The 19264-nt window shown below is 64.4% G+C and carries 16 protein-coding genes; 6 read left to right on the forward strand and 10 right to left on the reverse strand.

Annotated features, from left to right (window positions below; genetic code table 11):
• Positions 1-39: 39 nt before the first annotated feature.
• The 6 genes from OSH12_RS10800 to OSH12_RS10825 form a co-directional block, all read right to left on the reverse strand.
• Complete coding sequence (locus OSH12_RS10800) at positions 40-1272, reverse strand: ROK family transcriptional regulator (RefSeq protein WP_266343550.1); 1233 nt, start codon at positions 1270-1272, stop codon at positions 40-42.
• Positions 1273-1405: 133 nt separating this feature from the next.
• Entirely contained in the window at positions 1406-2425 is a 1020-nt protein-coding gene (locus OSH12_RS10805) for a substrate-binding domain-containing protein (RefSeq protein ID WP_266343551.1), read from the reverse strand.
• Between the two features lie 60 nt (positions 2426-2485).
• Positions 2486-3472: an ABC transporter permease gene (locus OSH12_RS10810; protein ID WP_266343552.1), complete on the reverse strand. Its 987-nt coding sequence runs from the start codon at positions 3470-3472 to the stop codon at positions 2486-2488.
• Between the two features lie 17 nt (positions 3473-3489).
• Entirely contained in the window at positions 3490-5079 is a 1590-nt protein-coding gene (locus OSH12_RS10815) for a sugar ABC transporter ATP-binding protein (RefSeq protein WP_323180640.1), read from the reverse strand.
• Positions 5054-5410: a hypothetical protein gene (locus tag OSH12_RS10820; RefSeq protein WP_266343553.1), complete on the reverse strand. Its 357-nt coding sequence runs from the start codon at positions 5408-5410 to the stop codon at positions 5054-5056. Before OSH12_RS10820 ends, OSH12_RS10815 begins: the two co-directional genes overlap by 26 nt.
• A gap of 100 nt (positions 5411-5510) precedes the next feature.
• Complete coding sequence (locus OSH12_RS10825) at positions 5511-6395, reverse strand: sugar phosphate isomerase/epimerase family protein (protein ID WP_266343554.1); 885 nt, start codon at positions 6393-6395, stop codon at positions 5511-5513.
• 219 nt (positions 6396-6614) lie between these two features.
• On the opposite strand from OSH12_RS10825, the gene OSH12_RS10830 reads away from it, so the two are divergent.
• The 3 genes from OSH12_RS10830 to OSH12_RS10840 all read left to right on the forward strand — a co-directional run bounded on the left by OSH12_RS10830 (position 6615) and on the right by OSH12_RS10840 (position 8919).
• Positions 6615-7391, forward strand: a complete 777-nt coding sequence (locus OSH12_RS10830) for a GolD/DthD family dehydrogenase (protein WP_266343555.1) — start codon at positions 6615-6617, stop codon at positions 7389-7391.
• Between the two features lie 27 nt (positions 7392-7418).
• Positions 7419-8147: an SDR family oxidoreductase gene (locus OSH12_RS10835; RefSeq protein WP_266343556.1), complete on the forward strand. Its 729-nt coding sequence runs from the start codon at positions 7419-7421 to the stop codon at positions 8145-8147.
• A 334-nt stretch (positions 8148-8481) separates the two neighbouring features.
• Positions 8482-8919, forward strand: a complete 438-nt coding sequence (locus OSH12_RS10840) for a VOC family protein (protein WP_266343557.1) — start codon at positions 8482-8484, stop codon at positions 8917-8919.
• 51 nt (positions 8920-8970) lie between these two features.
• On the opposite strand, the gene OSH12_RS10845 is transcribed toward OSH12_RS10840, so the two are convergent.
• From OSH12_RS10845 to OSH12_RS10855, 3 genes are all read right to left on the reverse strand, one after another.
• Positions 8971-10017, reverse strand: a complete 1047-nt coding sequence (locus OSH12_RS10845) for a quaternary amine ABC transporter ATP-binding protein (protein WP_266343558.1) — start codon at positions 10015-10017, stop codon at positions 8971-8973.
• Positions 10017-10886, reverse strand: coding sequence for an ABC transporter permease (locus OSH12_RS10850; RefSeq protein WP_266343559.1), 870 nt, complete (start codon positions 10884-10886; stop codon positions 10017-10019). The genes OSH12_RS10845 and OSH12_RS10850 overlap by 1 nt, the downstream gene beginning before the upstream one ends.
• Positions 10887-11040: 154 nt before the next feature.
• Positions 11041-12087: a glycine betaine ABC transporter substrate-binding protein gene (locus tag OSH12_RS10855; protein ID WP_266343560.1), complete on the reverse strand. Its 1047-nt coding sequence runs from the start codon at positions 12085-12087 to the stop codon at positions 11041-11043.
• A 655-nt stretch (positions 12088-12742) separates the two neighbouring features.
• Between OSH12_RS10855 and lexA the strand changes: the two genes are divergently transcribed.
• Positions 12743-13447, forward strand: a complete 705-nt coding sequence (lexA, locus tag OSH12_RS10860) for a transcriptional repressor LexA (RefSeq protein ID WP_266343561.1) — start codon at positions 12743-12745, stop codon at positions 13445-13447.
• Here the strand turns inward: lexA and OSH12_RS10865 are convergent.
• Positions 13441-16110, reverse strand: a complete 2670-nt coding sequence (locus OSH12_RS10865; RefSeq protein ID WP_266343562.1) for a ComEC/Rec2 family competence protein — start codon at positions 16108-16110, stop codon at positions 13441-13443. The genes lexA and OSH12_RS10865 overlap by 7 nt on opposite strands.
• Before the next feature lie 150 nt (positions 16111-16260).
• On the opposite strand from OSH12_RS10865, the gene gltX reads away from it, so the two are divergent.
• Together gltX and gltA are read left to right on the forward strand one after the other, a co-directional pair.
• A complete protein-coding gene (gene gltX / locus OSH12_RS10870) occupies positions 16261-17682 on the forward strand; it encodes a glutamate--tRNA ligase (protein WP_266343563.1) in 1422 nt (473 codons plus the stop codon).
• Positions 17683-17897: 215 nt separating this feature from the next.
• On the forward strand, positions 17898-19190 hold the full coding sequence (gene gltA, locus OSH12_RS10875) for a citrate synthase (RefSeq protein WP_266343564.1): 1293 nt from the start codon (positions 17898-17900) through the stop codon (positions 19188-19190).
• Positions 19191-19264 lie beyond the last annotated feature (74 nt).

Raw genomic sequence — 19264 nt, forward strand, 5'->3', positions numbered from 1 at the left:
CCCTATCCATCGATCTCCATACAGGGCCGAAAGCCCACGTCACGTCTGAAACAAAGTGATCGGCTGCGCGCTCGCATAGATCGCGCTCTCGTCGATGGAGAACATGCGCTGATGCATGATGAGCGCGCCACCGAGCGCCGGCCCTTCCAGGCCAAGCGCCGAGACCTCTATCCTCGGCATCGGAAAGCCTTCGAGGAATTCGCGCCGCATGCCGGCCTCGACTTCCTCCGCGACGAAACGGAACAGCGGCGCCACCGTGCCGCCGAGGATGATCACGCCGGGGTTGAGCACGCTCGAAAGCTGAATCAGGCCGATGGCGAGGCCACCGCCCCATTCGCGCGCCGTGCGGATCGCGGCCGGATCGCCGGCTTCCAGCGCCGCGATCAACTGGTCGAGATCGGCGGAAGCCTCGGCGCCATTGGCGCGATAGCGCGCCAGCACGGCGTCCTTGCCGATATAGCTTTCGAGATGACCCGGCTTGTGGCGGCCGGCATAGAAGCCCTCGCTGCCAAGCACGATCTGGCCGAATTCGCCGGCAAAACCGGACGAGCCGCGGAACAGCCGCCCGCCAATGACGATGCCGCCGCCGGCGCCGTTCTCGATCAGCAAGAAGGCGACGGTCTCGGCGCTGTGCGAGGTGTCGCGATAGGTTTCGGCGATGGCAAAGGCGTTGGCGTCGTTCTCGATCGAGACCGCCAGCTCCAGCTGCGGAAAACGGGCGGCGAGACGCTGCGTGATCAGCGTCTTCAGGTCGACGTCGCGCCAGCCGATGATCAGCGCGTTCAGCACCTTGCCGTCGGCATCGAGCAGCGCCGGCAAGGTCACGCATAGGCCACGGATCTGCGCCTGGTCCGGCAGGCCGTCGATCACTTCGCCGATCATCGCGGCGATGCGGTCGATGCCCGCTTCCAGCGGCTGCTGATGGGTCGGGAATGGCGTGGAAACGCGCCGAATCTCGTTGGCGCAGAGGTCGATGGCGACGACCGTCAGCCGGTCGACGCCGATCTCGGCGCCCAGGAAGGTCGCGCCGGCCGGATCGATCTCGATGTTGATGCCCGGTCGCCCGGTCTTGGCGGCGTTCTCGCCGCGACCGCCATTCGGCAGTTCGACGACGAGCGCATCGGCCATCAGATTGGTGATGATGTGGCCGGTCGTCGACCGGTTGAGGCCGAGCATGCGCGCCAGATCGGCCCGGCTCATTCCCCCGCTGCGAAACAACGCATTGAGCGCCCGGATTTCGTTGAGGTAGCGGACGGATTGAGGGGTTGCCAAGATCTGGGACTCATTCTGAAACGACTTGGAGGCTCCAAAGCGAAAGGTCGTTAGGCCTTTCGACCGGAGTAGAGGGAGGCGGTCGAAACCGCCTCCCCTTGGCGTACACGCAGCGACAGTGCGCTGCGCTTGATTACTGGGTCTTGCGCATGGAGAGAAGGGCGTCGACGTTGTCGAGCGTGACCGGGATCCACGGCACGGAGTAATGCTGCTGCTTGCCGCCTTCCCAGGCCAGCTTGCCGCCATTGACGTCCCAGACCTTGGCCTGCGGCTTGTAGTCGGGCTGCTTGGCAGCAAGCGCCAGGTCGATGGCGCCCTGGGCCTGTGCGTCGGCGTCCTGAAGCGTCGACATCATCTCGCCGCGCTTGACCGCGAGCAGAGCGTCGGTGACGCCGTCGACGCCGGCGACCGGGATCGTCTTCGGGTCGAGGCCGTGCGCCTTGATGGCTTCGAGCGCGCCGATGGCGATCTCGTCATTCTCGCCGATGACGCCGTTGATCTGGCCGGCATGGGCGGTCAGCCAGTTTTCCATCAGCGACAGGGCCTCGGCGCGCGACCAGTTGGCGGTCTTCTGCTCGAGAACCTTGATGTCCGGATAGTCCTTAAGGGTCTCTTCGATACCCTGAAGGCGCTGCACCTGGGCCGACTGGCCGATCATGCCTTCGCCGATGACGACGTTGCCCTTGCCGCCCATCTTGTCGAACACGGACTTGGCCAGCAGCTTACCGGCTTCGATGTCGTTCGAGGCGATGTAGGCGTTGTAGAGGTCGGTGTTCGAGATCAGCGTGTTCGAGCCGATGACGGTGATACCGGCATCCTTGGCGCGCTGCACGGGATCGTTGCCGGCGTCGATGTCGACCGGCACGAAGACGATCGCGTCATACTTCTCGCTGATCGCGGTGTCGAACTGGTTCGACTGGGTCAGCGCGTCCATGCGGCCGTCGAGGACGGTCAGCTTGACGGTGCCGTCCTTGACCAGCGGATGCTGGTTGGCGGCATTGGCCCAGAGCACGTTGAATTCCGTGTCGAGGCTCTGCACGACGGCAGCGATGCGAACCGGATCGGCAGCCGCAGCCTGACCGATCGTCAGGGCTGCGAGACCGACGCCGGCCAGCATGGCCAGGCCGCGACGGGTAAAGGTGGTAAGTGCCATTATAGGTTTCCTCCCTCAGTCATAGCTCTGTATTCCCGCGTGGCTGGCACGCGGATCCCATCAAGGATTCATGTTTCTGGAGCGGTCGATCAGGACGGCGACGACGATGATCGCGCCCTTGATGATCTGCTGGTAGTAGGACGACACGCCCATCAGATCGAGACCGTTCGAGATGACGCCGATGATCAGCGCGCCGATCAGCGTGTAGACCACCGAGCCGACGCCGCCGGTCAGCGAGGTGCCGCCGATGACGACCGCGGCGATCGCGTCGAGTTCGTAGCCGAGGCCCGCCTGCGGCAGCGCCGAGGTGGTGCGAGCCGTCAGGATCATGCCGGCGAGACCGGCCAGCGCGCCCATCAGCAGATAGGCCGAGAAGATCACCGTGCGGGTCGGGATGCCGCTGGTCTTGGCGCTTTTCACATTGCCGCCGACGGCATAGATCCAGCGGCCATAGACCGTGTAGCGCAGCGTGATCCAGGCGGCGATGAAGACGATCGCGAAGATGATGACCGGGACCGGGATGCCGGCGATGAAGCCCTGCCCGAGCCAGCGGAATTCCGGGCTCAGATTGGGGATCGGCCTGCCGTTCGAATAGAGCAGCGTCGCGCCGCGCGCCATTGACAGCATGCCGAGCGTGACGACGAAGGCCGGCACCGAGAAGCGGGCGATCAGCGTGCCGTTGAAGGCGCCGAACAGCGCGCCGACGCCAACGGCGGCGAAGAAGGCGATGGCCGGATTATACGGATCCGCGCCGGTGACAAGGCTGCCGGCGACGACGCCGGTCAGCGCCAGCACCGAGCCGATCGAAAGATCGATGCCGCCGGTCAGGATCACAAAGGTCATGCCGATGGCGAGGATGCCGTTGATCGACACCTGCCGCAGCACGTTCATCAGGTTTCCGCTCGACAGGAAGTTCGGATGCGCGAACGACAGGATCACGAACAGGATGATGAACGACAGCAGGATGCCGTAGCGCGACAGAAACCGGCCGATCGCCTGGTTTCGGGCTCCGGCAGCGCCGGCGGTGGTGGTGAGTTCGGTTGACATGGAGGCGCCTCGGTCGCTCAGCTTGCCAGATGGACGAGCGCCTCTTGGGTCGCAGCCGCGCCCTTGAGTTCGCCCGCGATCCGCCCGCGCCGGAACACAAGGATCCGGTCGGCGTTGGCGAGAATTTCAGGAATTTCGGAAGAGATCATCAGCACGGAATTGCCGGCAGCTGCGAAGGCGGAGAGGAAGGCATAGACCTCCCGCTTGGCGCCCTCGTCGATGCCACGGGTCGGCTCGTCGCAGATCAGGATCTTCGGCTCGGTCTCGACGCAGCGCGCCAGCACGACCTTCTGCTGGTTGCCGCCGGAAAGGCTCTGGACCGGCAGGTCACGCGAGGCGGTGCGGATCCGGAAGCGGGCGATCTGCGCGTCGACATTCGCCGCGACCTTCTTGCCGTCGACGAAGCCCAGCTTCGAGAACTGGTCGAGTGCTGCGAGAACCACGTTCTCCGACACGCTGGAAGTCAGGACCAGGCCCGTCTCCTTGCGATCCTCGGTAACGATGGCGATGCCGTTCGAAAGCGCGTCCGATGGCGAGCGGATCTCAACCGGCTTGCCCTCGATCTTGACCGTGCCGGCATCCTTCGGCGCGTTGCCGTAAAGCGCGTTGGCGAACTCGCTGCGGCCGGCGCCCATCAGCCCGTACAGGCCGAGGATTTCGCCCTTGGCGAGATCGAGGGAGATATCCTCGAACTGGCCGTGGAGGGCGAAGCCGGAAACCGAGATCATCGGCTCGCCGGTGCTGGTGCTGGCACGGGCTTCCTGGTCGCGCAGGTCGCGGCCGACGATCAGCGAGATCAGCCGTTGGCGGTCGATATCGACAAGATCGCCCGCCTCGATGAAGCGGCCATCGCGGAACACCGTGTAGCTGTCAGCAATGGAAAAAATGTCGGTCAGGCGGTGCGAGACATAGATGATGCCGACGCCCTGATCCTGCAGCGAGCGGATCGCGGCGAACAGGGTAGCCGCTTCCTTCTCGCCGATCGCCGAGGTCGGTTCATCCATGATCAGGATGTCGCTCTCGCGGCTGATCGCCTTGGCGATCTCGACCAGCTGGATCTTTGCAACGGAGAGCGAGCGCATGGTGACGCGGGCGTCGATGTCGAAGCCGAGACGGGCGAAGAGAGCAGCCGCATCCGCTTCCATCTTCGCCTTGTCGGCGAACCAGCCCATCCGGCGCGGCTCGCGACCGAGATAGATGTTCTCGGCCACGGTCATGTCGAGGACCGGGCTCAGCTCCTGGGTGATGATCGCGATGCCGTCGGCCAGCGCCTCGGCGGCCGAGCTGTAATGGACGACCTTGCCCTTGACCATGACCGTGCCGGCATCGGCGCGGTGCAGGCCCATCAGGATATTGAGAAAGGTCGACTTGCCGGCGCCATTGCCGCCGCAGAGCGCATGGACACTGCCGCGCTTCAGTCGGATACGCCCATCGACCAGCGCCGGAACGCCGGCGAATGCCTTGGAAATGCTGGTGGCGGCGAGGAGTAGATCCGCATCGTTGACGACGCCCTTTTCGGACACGGTCTGCGATATGGAGGCTGGCGGAACAAGGACGTGATGCGCCTGTTCCGGCTTGCCCTCACCAAGGGAGGCAGGCTCGGCCACTACGACGTTTCTCCCGGTTGATCGGAGCTCTATGGCTCCCATTCTTTTTGTTCGTTGCGACACCAAACATATTTGTCTGGTTTTGCGGAGTCAACCTGCCGTCAGGATATGTCGGCGGGCGAATGAAGGTATTTTGAAATTCGAAACACAAGGCGGCCAGTAAGATGAAATCATCTCGCGCATCGCTTGCACCAGGCGACGCAATAAACTGAAAAACAAGAAGATTGGCCGAAATGGCGACCTCCCTCCCCGCGGCCAGGATCGGGTTCGGCGCCAACATCCGGACGGCTCGCCGGCCGGGAAAAACCCGGAAAGGATGGATGGCAGCCATAACAGGCGCCATCCATCAAGGTGCGGTTCGCCCCCGGGAGGAGGGATAGGACGAACCGCTATTCGGGGCAGCCAGGGGTCAGCCGCCCCCTGCCCTTAAATCAGAGCGAACGAGCGGTCACGGCCTTGCGGGCGGACTCGCCGATGCGAGCCTCGATATAGGCCTTGGCCAGGCGAGCCACCTCGACATTGTCGGTCCAGGTGTTGCGCCAGATCGCGCAGGTGATCGACAGGTCCTTGTCGACCACTTCCGTCGAGAAGCTCTCGAAGGTGATCCAGTCCTGGTAGTCGATCTCGAGCAGCGCGTCGAAGATCGCCGAGAAGTTGATCACGCCGGAGCCGAGGAAGCCACGGTTGCTCTCGCCGATGTGGAAGTAGCCGAGCTTCTTGCCGGCGGTGCGCAGCGCCTGGACAGGATCCGCTTCCTCGATGTTCATGTGGAAGGTGTCGAGGTGCAGGAAGATGTTGTCCGAGCCGGACTGCTCGATGAAGGCGAGACCCTGCGCGGTGGTGTTGAGCAGGTTGCTCTCGAAGCGGTTGACGACTTCGAGGTTCATCGAGACGCCGGCAGCCTTGCCGATGTCAGCAGCGCGGGCGAGCGCCGCGACGCTGTTGTCCCAGCCCTTCTGGGTCGGCAGGCTCTGATACTTGGTGTGGGCGGAGAAGATGATACCGCCGAGCTTCGAGCCGCCGAGATCGCGGGTGATCGAGATGGCTTCGGCCAGCAGAGCCTCGCCGCGCTTCACGACGGCCGGATCTTCCGACGAGACGTCGTGATCGAGCGGCAGGCCCATGGTGACAACGACCTTGAGGCCGTAGTCCTGCAGCCGCTTGGCGAGCCAGTTGACGTCGAACTTCTTCGGGTCGAGGCGCGGGAACTCGATCAGGCCGTAGCCGAGGTCATGCGACTTCTTCATCGCGCCCTCGAGGTCTTCCTGCGTCGTGCCGCCGGTCCAGACGAACGAATGAATGCCAAGCTTCTTCATCAGCGTTTCCTCACGGTTCCATCGCCGTACCGACTTCCGGCCGGGTCGACATGCTCTGCGATTTCATCATCGCTTATTTGTTGGCAGTAGCAGCAAACAAACTTGCTTTCAAGCGGGGAGCGGGGCTAGTTTGATGAAACGCGCCGCCACGAACGAGCGGCGATCAGCCATGCGCCCCTCCCGGACATGAGGTTCGGAGCGGCTTTGGGAGGAAACAGAATGTCTGCCAATCAGGCGTTTACCGCCGATCTGACCCGTCCGTTCGACATGAGCGGCAAGGTCGCGCTGATCACGGGTGCGGCCGGCGGCATTGGCCGCGCGCTCGCGACCCTGTTCGCAGCCAATGGCGCTACCCTCGCCCTACTCGACAAAAACGAGGCGGTGCATGATTTCGCCGCCTCGCTCGGCGCGTCGCACAAGGGCTGGACGGGCGACGTGACCGACGCTTCCGCGATCGAGCGCGCCGTCGCCGAGGTCGCAGCACATTTCGGCAAGATCGACATCCTCGTCAACAATGCCGGCATCGGCACGCTGGCCCCGGCCGAGGCGACCACGACCGAGAGCTGGGACCTGCAGCTCGCCGTCAACCTGCGCGCGCCGTACATCTTCTCGCGCGAGGTCGCCGGCCACATGATCGCCGCCGGCTATGGCCGCATCGTCACCATCGCCTCGCAAGCCGCCGTCATCGGCATCGAGGGCCATGTCGCCTATTCGGCCTCGAAGGCCGGCCTGCTCGGCATGACCAATTGCATGGCGCTGGAATGGGGCCCGAAGGGCATCACCGCCAATTGCATCTCGCCGACCGTCGTCGAGACCGAACTGGCCAAGGTCGGCTGGGCCGGCGAAAAGGGCGAGCGCGCCCGCGCCGAGATCCCGACCCGCCGCTTCGCGCAGCCGGAAGAGATCGCCTATGCCGCGCTCTACCTCGCCAGCGAAGGCGCGGCGATGGTCAACGGCGCCAACCTGCTCGTCGACGGCGGCTACACCGTCCGCTGAATTCTGGACATTATGGGAGAAAACACCATGGCCGTTTCGATTGCCGGCAAGGTGATGATTGTGACCGGCGCCAGCTCCGGCATCGGCCGCGCCGCGGCGCGTCGCTTCGCTGCCGAGGGCGCCAAGCTGGTGCTGGTCGCGCGCTCGGCCGAGAAGCTGGAGGCGCTGGCGAAGGAACTGGGCGGCGACGCGATCGCCATTCCCGCCGACCTGACCAAGGCCGCCGATGTCGAGGCGATGGTCGCCAAGGCGGAAGCGCATTTCGGCCGGATCGACATCCTGTTCGCCAACGCCGGCAGCTATGTCACCGGCGACGTCGCCACGGGCGACCCGGACGAATGGGACCAGGTCATCGGCGTCAACGTCAACGGCGTGTTCCGCACCGTCCGCGCCGTGCTGCCGGGCATGATCGCCCGTCGCTCGGGCGACATCGTCGTCACCTCGTCGATCTCCGGCCACCAGGCGATCCACTGGGAACCGGTCTATTCGGCCACCAAGCACGCGGTACAGTCCTTCGTGCACGGCGTCCGCCGCCAGCTCGGGCCGCACAATGTCCGCATCGGCGCGCTGTCGCCGGGCATCGTGCTGAACGAACTCTGGGGAATTACGGATCCGGCCGAGATCGAGCGCCGCGCCGAGGCGCATGAGGGCCTGCGTTCGGAGGATATTGCCGACGCTCTGGTGTTCATGGTCACCCGCCCGCCCAACGCCACCATCCGCGACCTCGTCATCCTGCCGCAGAACCAGGATATCTGAGGCCGCATAGAACCATCCGGGTGAGACCGAAAGCTCCTCACCCCATCCCTCTCCCGCGCGCGGGAGAGGGCGCGCAACGCGCCCCGTCTGCCTGCCGAGATCTACGCAAAACGGCGAAATTCTAACGTCGCCCTCCCCACCACGCCGGCGGAAAAGCCCTCGCCCGCTCGCGGGAGAGGGTTGGGTGAGGGTCTTGCTTTCGGTATCCACCGACCAGCGCCCCGTATCGGAAAAAATCCGTCCGCCTCTGTCGAATCCACCCTTCCCCGCTCGTCGTGATCATGACGGCTGCCTTGGGCACCCGCTTTCCACGACCGTATGAGGAGACGCGACAATGGATACCAAGACCGACGAGACCAACGCCTTCGCCAACATGCCCAAGGTGCTGAGCGGCGTAGCGCCTTATCTCAGCGTCGGCGGCGCCGTGAAGGCGTCCGAGTTCTACCAGCGCGCGCTTGGCGCGCAGGAAGTGATGCGGGTTCCCGTCGACGAGAAGGGGCGGACCATGCACATCCACCTCTACATCAATGGCGGCTCCATAATGCTGGCCGACCCGTATGAGGAATACGGCCATCCGCTGGAAAAGCCGCAGGGCTATACGCTGCACCTGCAGCTTGGCGACGACATCGATACATGGTGGCAGCGGGCGATCGATGCCGGCATGGAAGTCGCCATGCCGCTCGACCTGCAATTCTGGGGCGACCGCTACGGCCAGTTGCGCGACCCGTTCGGCGTGCTCTGGTCACTGGGCGCACGGGCGCAGAAGGCCTGACCACTCCGCCAACGTGCGAGGGGCGACCAGCGCCCCTCGGCTTTTTCGGTATCAGCCGACGCCCGGCGTATGACGTGCCAGGGCCTTGATCACCTGCTTGGCGGTGACGCGGCCGATCTGCTGGCCTTCGCCATCGACGACGCCGACCCATTGATGCTCGGCGAACAGCGGCAGCACGTCCTCGCAGCGCGCGTCCATCGACACCGACTGTTCGCACGGCTCCGTCGCGCCGCGTTCCATGATCGAGCGCACATGGATGGCGCGCGCCTTGTTCACCTCGCGCACGAACTCCTCGATATGCTCGTTCGCCGGCCGCAGCACGATGTCCTCCGGCTTGCCCTCCTGCTGCAACGCGCCATCCTTCAGCACCGCGATGCGATCGCCGATCTTCAGCGCCTCGTCGAAATCATGCGTGATGAACAGGATCGTCTTGTTCAGCGATTTCTGCAGCGTGATCAGCTGGTCCTGCATGCCGGAGCGGATCAGCGGATCCAGCGCCGAGAAGGCCTCGTCCATCAGGATGATGTCACTGTCCATCGACAGCGCCCGCGCTAGCCCGACGCGCTGCTGCTGGCCGCCGGAAAGCTGGCGGGTGCGCGAATGCTCGTAGCCGGCGAGGCCGACCGTCTCGATCCACTTCGCGGCCGTCTCCAGGCGCTCCTTGCGGCCGACGCCCCGGACTTCCAGCCCATAGGCGACATTGTCGATGACGGAGCGATGCGGCAGCAGACCAAACTTCTGGAACACCATTGCCACCTTGGTCCGGCGATAGGTACGCAGCTGGTCGAGGCTCATCTTCAGCACATCGTCGCCATGGACGAGGATTTCGCCGGCCGTCGGCTCGATCAGCCGGTTGACGTGGCGGATCAGCGTCGACTTGCCGGAGCCGGAAAGCCCCATGACGACGAAGATCTGTCCGGCCGCAATGTCGAGCGAGACATTGTCGAGGCCGACGACGTGGTTGGTCTCGGCCTGGACCTCGGTCTTCGACTTTCCGGCCCGAAGCAGCGCCAGCGCCCCTTCCGGGTCGGGACCGAAGATCTTGGTGACACCGCGCATGGCGATGGCGAGATCGGGTTTCACTGAAATATCCGACATTAGCGCGCCTCCTGCATGCCGATCCGGGCCTGCAACTGGCGGCCGAATGCCTGGGTGATGCGATCGAAGATGATGGCGAGCGCGACGATGCCGAGGCCGGCGAACAGGCCACGACTAACTTCCAGCCGACCGATGCCCTGCAATACCTGATAACCGAGGCCGCCAGCGCCGATCATCGAGGCGATCACCACCATGGAGAGCGCCATCATCGTCGTCTGGTTGATGCCGGCGAGGATCGTCGGCAGGGCGAGCGGGATCTGCACGCCGAACAGACGCTGGCGCGGATTGGTGCCGAAGGCGCGGCTTGCCTCCAGCACGGCCGGATCGACCGAGCGCAGGCCGAGATCGGTCAGCCGCACCAGCGGCGGCGCCGCATAGACGATGGTCGCGATCACCGCCGGGATCTTGCCGGGACCGAAAATCATCACAGTCGGGATCAGGTAGACGAAGCTCGGCAACGTCTGCATCAGGTCGAGGATTGGCGCGAAGATCTGGCGGATGCGAAGCGAGCGCGACATCCAGACGCCGACCGGGATCGAAACCAGGATGGCCGCCAGCGTCGCCGTGATCATCAACGCCATGGTCGTCATGGCGTCCTTCCAGAGATCCATGATGCCGAGGAACATCAGCGCCGCGAACACCACGGCCGGCAGCGGCCAGCGCCGCGTGGCGAGCCAGGCGATACCGGTCAGCACCGCAATGATAAGCCACCAGGGCGTCGCGATCAGCAGGTCCTCGATCGCCTTCAGCAGCATCAAGAGCGGATGGGCGGCGGCCTCGAAGGTGCCGCCCCAATGACGGACGACCCAGTTCAGGCCGTCATCGACCGCGCGGCGCCAGGGCCGCGTATCAATCAGTTGAGGGAACATTTGGTTCTTTCATAAGCCCCGCGCGAGCGGGGAAATCCGGGATGGCGGCAGGCAGGCAAGCGCCCCGCCCGGCCGCGCAGCCGGGGAAAAGCAAAACGGCCAAACGGAAACGGCCGGGATGACCCCGGCCGTCCGCTCGCCTCTGGAAGCGATTTTAGTTGAGGCTGGCCTTGACCTTTTCGGCCACGGCGGCCGGGACCCAGCTGGTCCAGCGGTCTTCCTTGGTCTTCAGGAAGTTCTGCGCCGTTGCGGCGGCGTCAGCCTTGTTCTCGTCGCCGTAGACGAGGATCTCGCTGATCTCGGCATTGGTCAGGCCGACCTTGGCGAGATAGCCGGCGACGTTTGGCGCGTCGCTCTTGATCCAGCTCGCCGTACCGACGACGGCCGGCGAGGACGGATAGGCGGTTACTTCCGGCGCCTTGTCGCAATCGCGATTGGTGTTGCACTCGTAGACCTCGGGTTTGGTCGGGCCAAGGTCGAGTTGCACGGCGTCATACTTGCCGAGGATGGCGGTCGGACCCCAGTAGTAAAACAGGATTGGCTCTTCGCGCGTGAAGGCGCGGGCGATCGAGGCGTCGAGCGCGCCGCCGGAGCCGGGCGAGAACAGGTTCCAGCCCTTGTCCTTCATGCCGAGCGCCTCGAACAGCGCGCCGGTCGAGATCTCGCAGGCCCAGCCCGGCGGGCAGGAATAGAGACGGCCCTTGCTGCTATCCTCGGGATCCTTGAACAGCTCGGGACGGCCGATCACGTCCTGGACGGTCTTGATGTCCGGATGCGCGGTCTGGACATAGCGCGGAATGAACCAGCCCTCGACGGTGCCGTCGGTGATGGCGTTGGCCAGCTCGACGACATTGCCGTCGGCCAGGCCCTTCGCCCAAGGCTCCTGGATTGTGCTGGTCCAGAGTTCGGGGGCGATCGCCGGGCTGCCGCGCGTCAACATCGAGGACGATGTCGGAACGGTGTCGCCAGTGACGATCTCGACGTTACAGCCGAAACCCTTCTCCAGAATGATGGCGTGGATATGGGCCAAGGCGGCCGCGGAGGGCCAGGTCATCTCGGCGATATCGATGGTCTTGTCAGTGCCGCAACTGGCGGCTTCAGTGGCTTGCGTATCGGCTTCCTGGGCAAGCGCGGAATGGCTCGTCGCGGACAAAAACGCAACGGCGATCGCGGCGGCAATGCCACCGGATTTGAATATCATTGGATAGAACCTCATGTCAGTTGATGAACATGACCATAAGGTCATAGTCCAATCGTGTCAAATACGACAATATCTTGCCACAAATCTGCAGCCTGAACGCCATATTCTTGATAGATCATCCATCACAGTGCTCTAGCCTTTCTATTTGAAGAAAAGATCACCTGTCATAATCGGACACAAAACGAAACGGATACGATCTCCAAGAGAAAATAAATTTGACGCCTCGCCACGACATCTCGTGAAGCACTCGCAAATCGCCTGCTGCTGCCGGTTGAAGCGCGATCGCGTCGCCACAACCTTCCTTTACGGAATGTCAGGGCTGAAAACTTGCGCCGGATTTCCGCCCGGGCGAGAAGGCTTTCCGTGCAACCCGGAATCAGGGTGGCTCAATCAAGCTGGCTTCCCCATGGCTGGCCAATTCTTCCCCGCCGGGTGGACGATCGGGCGAAAGCACGGGCTCGGCGCTTCCATCGTGGCACCAACGGACGCACCCTGTCGGAGAGCCAAATCGGCGCCGGGTTGCAGAACGCATGGGGAACAGCTATTCTGTTCGCGTTTTGTGCCTTGATGATTCCCGCCTCGACTATCCTCTTGTGATTGGGTCATCTGGGGTACCGCGACAGTCCTTTGGCAATGCCCCCAGCGCGAGATCGATATGCTCACCCGGAAGCAGTATGAACTCCTCATGTTCATCCAGGAGCGGCTCAAGGAAGCGGGCGTTCCGCCCTCTTTCGACGAGATGAAGGATGCGCTGGATCTACGCTCGAAATCCGGCATCCACCGCCTGATCAAGGCGCTGGAAGAGCGCGGCTTCATCCGCCGCCTGCCCAACCGGGCCCGCGCGCTGGAGGTCGTCCGTCTCCCCGAGACCATGACCCCCGCCATGTCTCGGCCGAAGAAGCAGGCCTTCTCGCCCAGCGTGATCGAAGGCAGCCTCGGCAAGTCCCGCCCGCAAGACGACATGCATGACGTCTCTGAATCCGTGATCATTCCGGTGATGGGCAGGATCGCGGCCGGTGTACCGATTTCCGCGATCCAGACCCAGAGCCATTCGATCGCCGTGCCGCCGGAGATGCTGCGCGGCGGCGAGCATTTCGCACTCGAAGTGCGCGGCGATTCCATGATCGAGGCAGGTATCCTCGACGGTGATACGGTTCTCATCCGCAAGAGCGACAACGCTGAATCCGGCGACATCGTCGTGGCTCTGGTCGACGAGGAGGAAGCGACGCTGAAGCGGCTGCGGCGCAAGGGCGCCTCGATCGCGCTGGAAGCGGCAAACCCCGCCTATGAAACGCGGATCTTCGGGCCGGACCGCGTGCGCATTCAAGGAAAGCTGGTCGGCCTGCTGCGGACCTACTGATCGGGCGGATCGCCCTCATAAGGCGGCATCCAGGGCCGTCGCACCGGCGCATAGGCGGTGCGGACTTCAAAGCGGTCGGCGAGAAGCGGATCGCGCGGCCTGGTGGCGGTAGCTGGCGCGGCCTCTGCCGATGGTTCGGGCGGGAACACGTCCTCGTCGTCGACATTGCGCTCGACCAAGTCATAGCGTGACGGCACAGGATCGACCGCCACGTCGAACGATGTCTCCCTATCCGCCGGGATTTCATATGGCGCGTCGGGAGATCCGACGTCTTTGAGCCGGGTATCCGCTTTGTCCGGCTCGTTCCGCGCCGACGCTCGCTGTGAGGAGCTCGGAGGCTCGCGTACGTTGGCAGCCGGTTCATTCATCAGCGAGTCGTCTGTAGCTGGCTCAGCGAGGATTGGCTCGTTGGTCCTTGGCAGGCCCGCGCCGCCGCCCGGATCGACATCTTCCATCGCCAAAAAGCCAGAGCTGGCGGAGTTAGCCGACGCCGTTCCCGGTCCCTGCAGTTCGCCTTCCTCGTGCGAAGACAGTGCCATCGATCCGGAGCGTTCCAAGATCCGGCGGTCAATGACAGCGGTGTGCTGCGCGCAACTTTCGGGTGCTGCGAGCGGCGTCACGACGAGCGCGGCGCGCCGACAGTCCTCGTCGAAGGCCGACCGATCGAGCGCCAGCGCCACCAGCCTTCCATCCGGCAATTTGCCGAGACAGCCCGACGCATCGCAGCCGCCGATTTGCAGGACGCTGCCGGACTTGGCGTCTCGTTCGTCGCCATCGGACCGCAGCCAGATGTCGGTGACGAAGCGATCCTGTTTTCGGGCGACAATGCGATAGTTGCCATCCTCGCCACGCAGCGCCAACTGCTTCCCGTCCGAGCTCACAAGTATGCTTGGCCGCGCCGGGAAGAGCGCGAGCGCGGTGCCGAGGAGCATGGGAGCGAGTCCGAGCAGACGCCAGCGCTCGCGCCAGAGTGCCAGCCAGACAAAGCCGGCTACGAAAATCAGCAACGCCGCCACGCTGGGCATCGCCGCGCCGCCCGATTGGCCCGACCAGCGGCTGACGGTCGCCGATACACCGAGCATGCCGTCAATGCCCCAGTGCACGACAGCGAGAGGCAACGCCTCGATCCCGAACGGCATGGCGAGCACGGAAAGCAATGCGAACGGCATGATGAGAAAGTCGGTCAACGGCATGGCGGCGACATTGGCGACGATCGAGAGCGGGGCCATGCGCTGGAAGTGATAGAGCGCGAACGGCGTCGTCCCGAGGCCGCCGAGCAGCGAGGTGAGCGCCATGCCGACAACGAAGAGTGCCAGGCGTCGCGAAGCAACCGCCACCCCGCTCCGGGCGCCCAAACGCGGAACGGGGTTGTTTCGGCGGCGATCCGACAGCATCTCGAAGCCGGCGACGAGCGCGATGGTGGCGGCAAACGACATCTGGAAGCTGGCCGAAAGGATACTCTCCGGCGAGATCGCCAGGACGACCAGCCCGGCGAGCGCGACATTGCGCATCGAGATGGCTCGTCGATCCAGAAGGATCGCGAGGAAGGCGATCGAGGTCATGATGAAGGAGCGCTGCGCGGCGACGTCGAGACCGGAGATCAGCAGGTAGAAGCCGCTGACCAGCAACGCCGCGATGGCCGCCCACTTCTTGATCGGTCGCCGCAGTGCCAGCGACGGGACAAGCGCCAGCCCCGCGCGCACGCTCCAGAACACGACGCCGGTCACCAGCACCATGTGCAGACCGGAGACGGAGAGCACGTGGGCAAGCCCGGAGAGACGCAGATCATCCTCGGTCTTTTCCGCCAGCCCACCGGCGTCGCCGATGATCAGCGCCGAGGCGATGTAGCGACTCTCGCCGTCGAGTCCGGCAACGATGCGGGCCCGGATCGCCTCGCGAACCGCTTCCAGTGGCTCGCGGAGCCGGATGGAAAGCGGCGCGGGACCGATGTCGGCCGGCTGCGCCGCTCCATAGGCAAAGCCGGTCGCGCCGATACCGCGAAAGAAGGAATCGCGGGCAAAGTCGTAGCCGCCGGGCAGCACGGGGCCGGATGCGGGCCGGAGCCGCGCCAGGACCTGGATCCCCTCGCCCACCTTCGGCACCGCCTTGCCACGCACCGTCACATTGACGCGCTGCGGTATGGTCGTGACACGCCTGGCGTCGAGGCTTTCGACACGGATCGTGAGGCGATAGCCGCCGCGCCGTGCCTTGCGCTCCTCGACCCAGCCCGTCACCGTCCCGGTCACCTGTCGGTCGAGCACCCGAGTGGCCAGGAAGTCCGTGCGAAGCTTGATTGCAACGCCGCCGCTCGCCGCCATCGCCAGCACGATCAGCAACCGCACCGACGTCGCCCGATGCCGGCGCGTGATCGCCATAGCCCAGAGCAGGACGGCAAGCAGCGAGAGCGCGACGATCGATGGCTCCGAAGGGAGCGCGAAATAGATCAGTGAACCGATCCCGAACGCGACAGGCAACCAGGGAAAGCCGCGCCCGGCCTCGATCTCGCGCTCCAGCCAGGCACCGTACGCAAGGCGTACCCTGTCGAGCGCCACGGTGGCGCGGAAGCCCGGACCCAACGCAGCCGGGACGAGAAAGCGGCGCGCGCGGACAACCGCCGGCACGTCGCGGACGCCTTCCATCTCGCGCGGATCGCCCTCAGCCATCCCCCCGCCTTTTCGCAACTGGGCAAACCGGACCGGCTTCTCCTGATCCCGTTTGGCCGCTGCGCGCCCCTATGCTACATGACCAGCCGCAGATCGCCGAGTGGCGAGACTCCATGCCCCTTGCGGCTTCCCGCACATCGAGAACAGTCCATGTCCAAACCGGTCGTCACCCGCTTCGCCCCCTCGCCTACCGGGTTCCTGCACATTGGCGGTGGCCGCACCGCGCTGTTCAACTGGCTCTATGCGAAGCATACGGGCGGCAAGATGCTGCTGCGGATCGAGGACACCGACCGCGAGCGCTCGACCGAACCCGCCATCGAGGCCATCATCGACGGCCTGAAGTGGCTCGGCCTCGACTGGGAGGGCGAGACCGTCTTCCAGTTTGCCCGTGCGCCGCGCCATCGCGAGGTGGTCGAGGAACTTCTGGCCGCCGGCAAGGCCTATCGCTGCTACTGCACGCCTGCCGAGCTCGACGCCATGCGTGAAAAAGCGCGGGCCGAGGGTCGCGCGCCGCGCTATGACGGCACCTGGCGCGACCGTGACCCGTCCGAGGCTCCGGCCGGCGTCAAGCCGGCCATCCGCATCAAGGCGCCGCAAGAGGGCGAGACCGCGATCGAGGACCTGGTGCAGGGCCGCGTCGTCATCCCGAACAAGGATCTGGACGACCTCGTCCTGCTGCGTTCGGACGGCAACCCGACCTACATGCTTTCGGTCGTCGTCGACGATCACGACATGGGCGTCACGCATGTGATCCGCGGCGACGATCACCTGACCAATGCCGCGCGCCAGATGATCATCTACAACGCGATGGGCTGGGACATCCCGATCATGTCGCATATCCCGCTGATCCACGGCTCGGATGGCGCCAAGCTTTCCAAGCGCCACGGTGCACTCGGTGTCGATGCCTATCGCGCCATGGGCTACCTGCCGGAAGCGATGCGCAACTACCTCGTCCGCCTGGGCTGGGCGCATGGCGACGACGAAATCATGTCGCTCGAGCAGATGATCGAATGGTTCGATGTCGTCGATGTCGGCCGTTCGGCTTCCCGTTTCGATTTTGCCAAGCTCGAAAACCTGAACGGCCACTACATGCGGTCGATCGATGACGAAGCGCTGCTGAAGACCTTCCTCGACACGCTGCCCTATCTGCCGGGCGGCGAGGCCATGGCGGCGCTGCTGACGCCGGAGAAGGCCGAGCAGCTCCGCATCGCCCTGCCCGGCCTCAAGGATCGCGCCAAGACACTGGTCGAGCTCAAGGATGGGGCCGCCTATCTGATGGTGCAGCGCCCGTTGGCGCTGGACGAGAAGGCGACGACCATTCTCGACGCCAACGCACGCGCGCTGCTGAAGGACGTTCATGACGTGCTCGTCGGCGTTAATGACTGGACTGTCGAATCGACCGAAGATGCCGTGAAGGCTTTTGCCGAGACTCGCGAGCTGAAGCTCGGCAAGATCGCACAGCCCCTGCGCGCAGCGCTGACGGGCCGTGCAACGTCGCCGGGAATTTTTGATGTGCTGATCGCGCTCGGCCGCAACGAGAGCCTTGGCCGTATCGCCGACCAGGCTCGCTAGAAACGCAGCGCTGCGGCCGCAATATTGGATGCGCGGCCGCAGCGCACCATTGATAGATCAACCTTATTATAGGCTTCGTTGGCGCCGCTTGCCGCGCTGCAATAAATCGGATACCCAATGGGCCGGTAATTTCTCGGCGGCGCGGCCAGATCGATCTCACGATAGGCGCGCCAGCACCCGCCCGAACGTAACAATTCTTCAAGGGGGTAGGTTTCATGAGCGAAACCAAAGCGACACTCACTGTCGGTGACGAGTCCTGGGACTTTGACGTCAAGCAAGGCACCCTTGGCCCTGATGTCATCGACATCGGCTCGCTCTATGCCAAGACCGGACGCTTCACCTACGACCCCGGCTTTACGTCCACCGGCGCCTGCGACAGCAAGATCACCTTCATCGACGGCGACAAGGGCGTCCTGCTCTATCGCGGTTATCCGATCGAGCAGCTGGCCGAGAACGGCGACTTCCTCGAGACCTGCTATCTGCTGCTTTACGGCGATCTGCCGACCGCCGCGCAGAAGGCCGATTTCGATCAGCGCGTGACCTATCACACGATGGTCCACGAGCAGATGTCGCGCTTCTTCACCGGCTTCCGCCGCGACGCGCATCCGATGTCCGTCATGGTCGGCGTCGTCGGCGCCCTCTCGGCCTTCTATCACGACTCGACCGACATCTCGGACCCGCATCAGCGCATGGTGGCGAGCCTTCGCCTGATCGCCAAGATGCCCACGATCGCGGCCATGGCCTTCAAGTACCATGTCGGCCAGCCCTTCGTTTATCCGCTGAACTCGCTCGACTATGCGTCCAACTTCCTGCGCATGTGCTTCGCCGTGCCGGCGGAAGAGTACAAGGTGAACCCGATCCTCGCCCGCGCGATGGACCGGATCTTCACCCTGCACGCCGACCATGAGCAGAATGCCTCGACCTCGACGGTTCGCCTCGCCGGCTCGTCGGGCGCCAATCCGTTCGCCTGCATCGCGGCCGGTATTGCCTGCCTTTGGGGCCCGGCGCATGGCGGCGCCAACGAAGCAGCGCTCAACATGCTGCAGGAAATCGGCACCGTCGATCGGATCCCCGAGTTCATCGCCCGCGCCAAGGACAAGAACGATCCGTTCCGTCTGATGGGCTTCGGCCACCGCGTCTACAAGAACTACGACCCGCGCGCCAAGATCATGCAGAAGACCTGCCATGAAGTGCTCGGCGAGCTCGGCATCACCGATGATCCGATCCTCGAGGTCGCCCTCGAACTCGAGCGCATCGCGCTTCATGACGAATATTTCGTCTCGAAGAAGCTCTACCCGAACATCGACTTCTATTCGGGCATCACGCTGAAGGCGCTGGGCTTCCCGACGACCATGTTCACCGTCCTCTTCGCTGTCGCCCGCACCGTCGGCTGGATCGCGCAGTGGAAGGAAATGGTCGAGGACCCGAGCCAGCGCATCGGCCGTCCGCGCCAGCTTTATACCGGCGCCGGCTCGCGCGACTACGTTCCCGTCTCGAAGCGCCACTAAGGCGCATCGAAAAGTTTGAAAAGGGCGCCTCTGGCGCCCTTTTTTGTTGGAGTACTCCGACCCCAACGCGCGAT

It is taken from the genome of Kaistia terrae (genome assembly GCF_026344005.1).
Lineage (GTDB): Bacteria > Pseudomonadota > Alphaproteobacteria > Rhizobiales > Kaistiaceae > Kaistia > Kaistia terrae.

What these genes read in the sequence shown, in the direction of transcription:
- OSH12_RS10805 (WP_266343551.1), bottom strand. Translation starts at nt 2,425, where the DNA reads ATGGCACTTACCACCTTTACCCGTCGCGGCCTGGCCATGCTGGCCGGC.
- OSH12_RS10810 (WP_266343552.1), bottom strand. Translation starts at nt 3,472, where the DNA reads ATGTCAACCGAACTCACCACCACCGCCGGCGCTGCCGGAGCCCGAAAC.
- OSH12_RS10820 (WP_266343553.1), bottom strand. Translation starts at nt 5,410, where the DNA reads ATGGCTGCCATCCATCCTTTCCGGGTTTTTCCCGGCCGGCGAGCCGTC.
- OSH12_RS10825 (WP_266343554.1), bottom strand. Translation starts at nt 6,395, where the DNA reads ATGAAGAAGCTTGGCATTCATTCGTTCGTCTGGACCGGCGGCACGACG.
- OSH12_RS10830 (WP_266343555.1), top strand. Translation starts at nt 6,615, where the DNA reads ATGTCTGCCAATCAGGCGTTTACCGCCGATCTGACCCGTCCGTTCGAC.
- OSH12_RS10835 (WP_266343556.1), top strand. Translation starts at nt 7,419, where the DNA reads ATGGCCGTTTCGATTGCCGGCAAGGTGATGATTGTGACCGGCGCCAGC.
- OSH12_RS10840 (WP_266343557.1), top strand. Translation starts at nt 8,482, where the DNA reads ATGGATACCAAGACCGACGAGACCAACGCCTTCGCCAACATGCCCAAG.
- OSH12_RS10845 (WP_266343558.1), bottom strand. Translation starts at nt 10,017, where the DNA reads ATGTCGGATATTTCAGTGAAACCCGATCTCGCCATCGCCATGCGCGGT.
- OSH12_RS10850 (WP_266343559.1), bottom strand. Translation starts at nt 10,886, where the DNA reads ATGTTCCCTCAACTGATTGATACGCGGCCCTGGCGCCGCGCGGTCGAT.
- OSH12_RS10855 (WP_266343560.1), bottom strand. Translation starts at nt 12,087, where the DNA reads ATGATATTCAAATCCGGTGGCATTGCCGCCGCGATCGCCGTTGCGTTT.
- lexA (WP_266343561.1), top strand. Translation starts at nt 12,743, where the DNA reads ATGCTCACCCGGAAGCAGTATGAACTCCTCATGTTCATCCAGGAGCGG.
- OSH12_RS10865 (WP_266343562.1), bottom strand. Translation starts at nt 16,110, where the DNA reads ATGGCTGAGGGCGATCCGCGCGAGATGGAAGGCGTCCGCGACGTGCCG.
- gltX (WP_266343563.1), top strand. Translation starts at nt 16,261, where the DNA reads ATGTCCAAACCGGTCGTCACCCGCTTCGCCCCCTCGCCTACCGGGTTC.
- gltA (WP_266343564.1), top strand. Translation starts at nt 17,898, where the DNA reads ATGAGCGAAACCAAAGCGACACTCACTGTCGGTGACGAGTCCTGGGAC.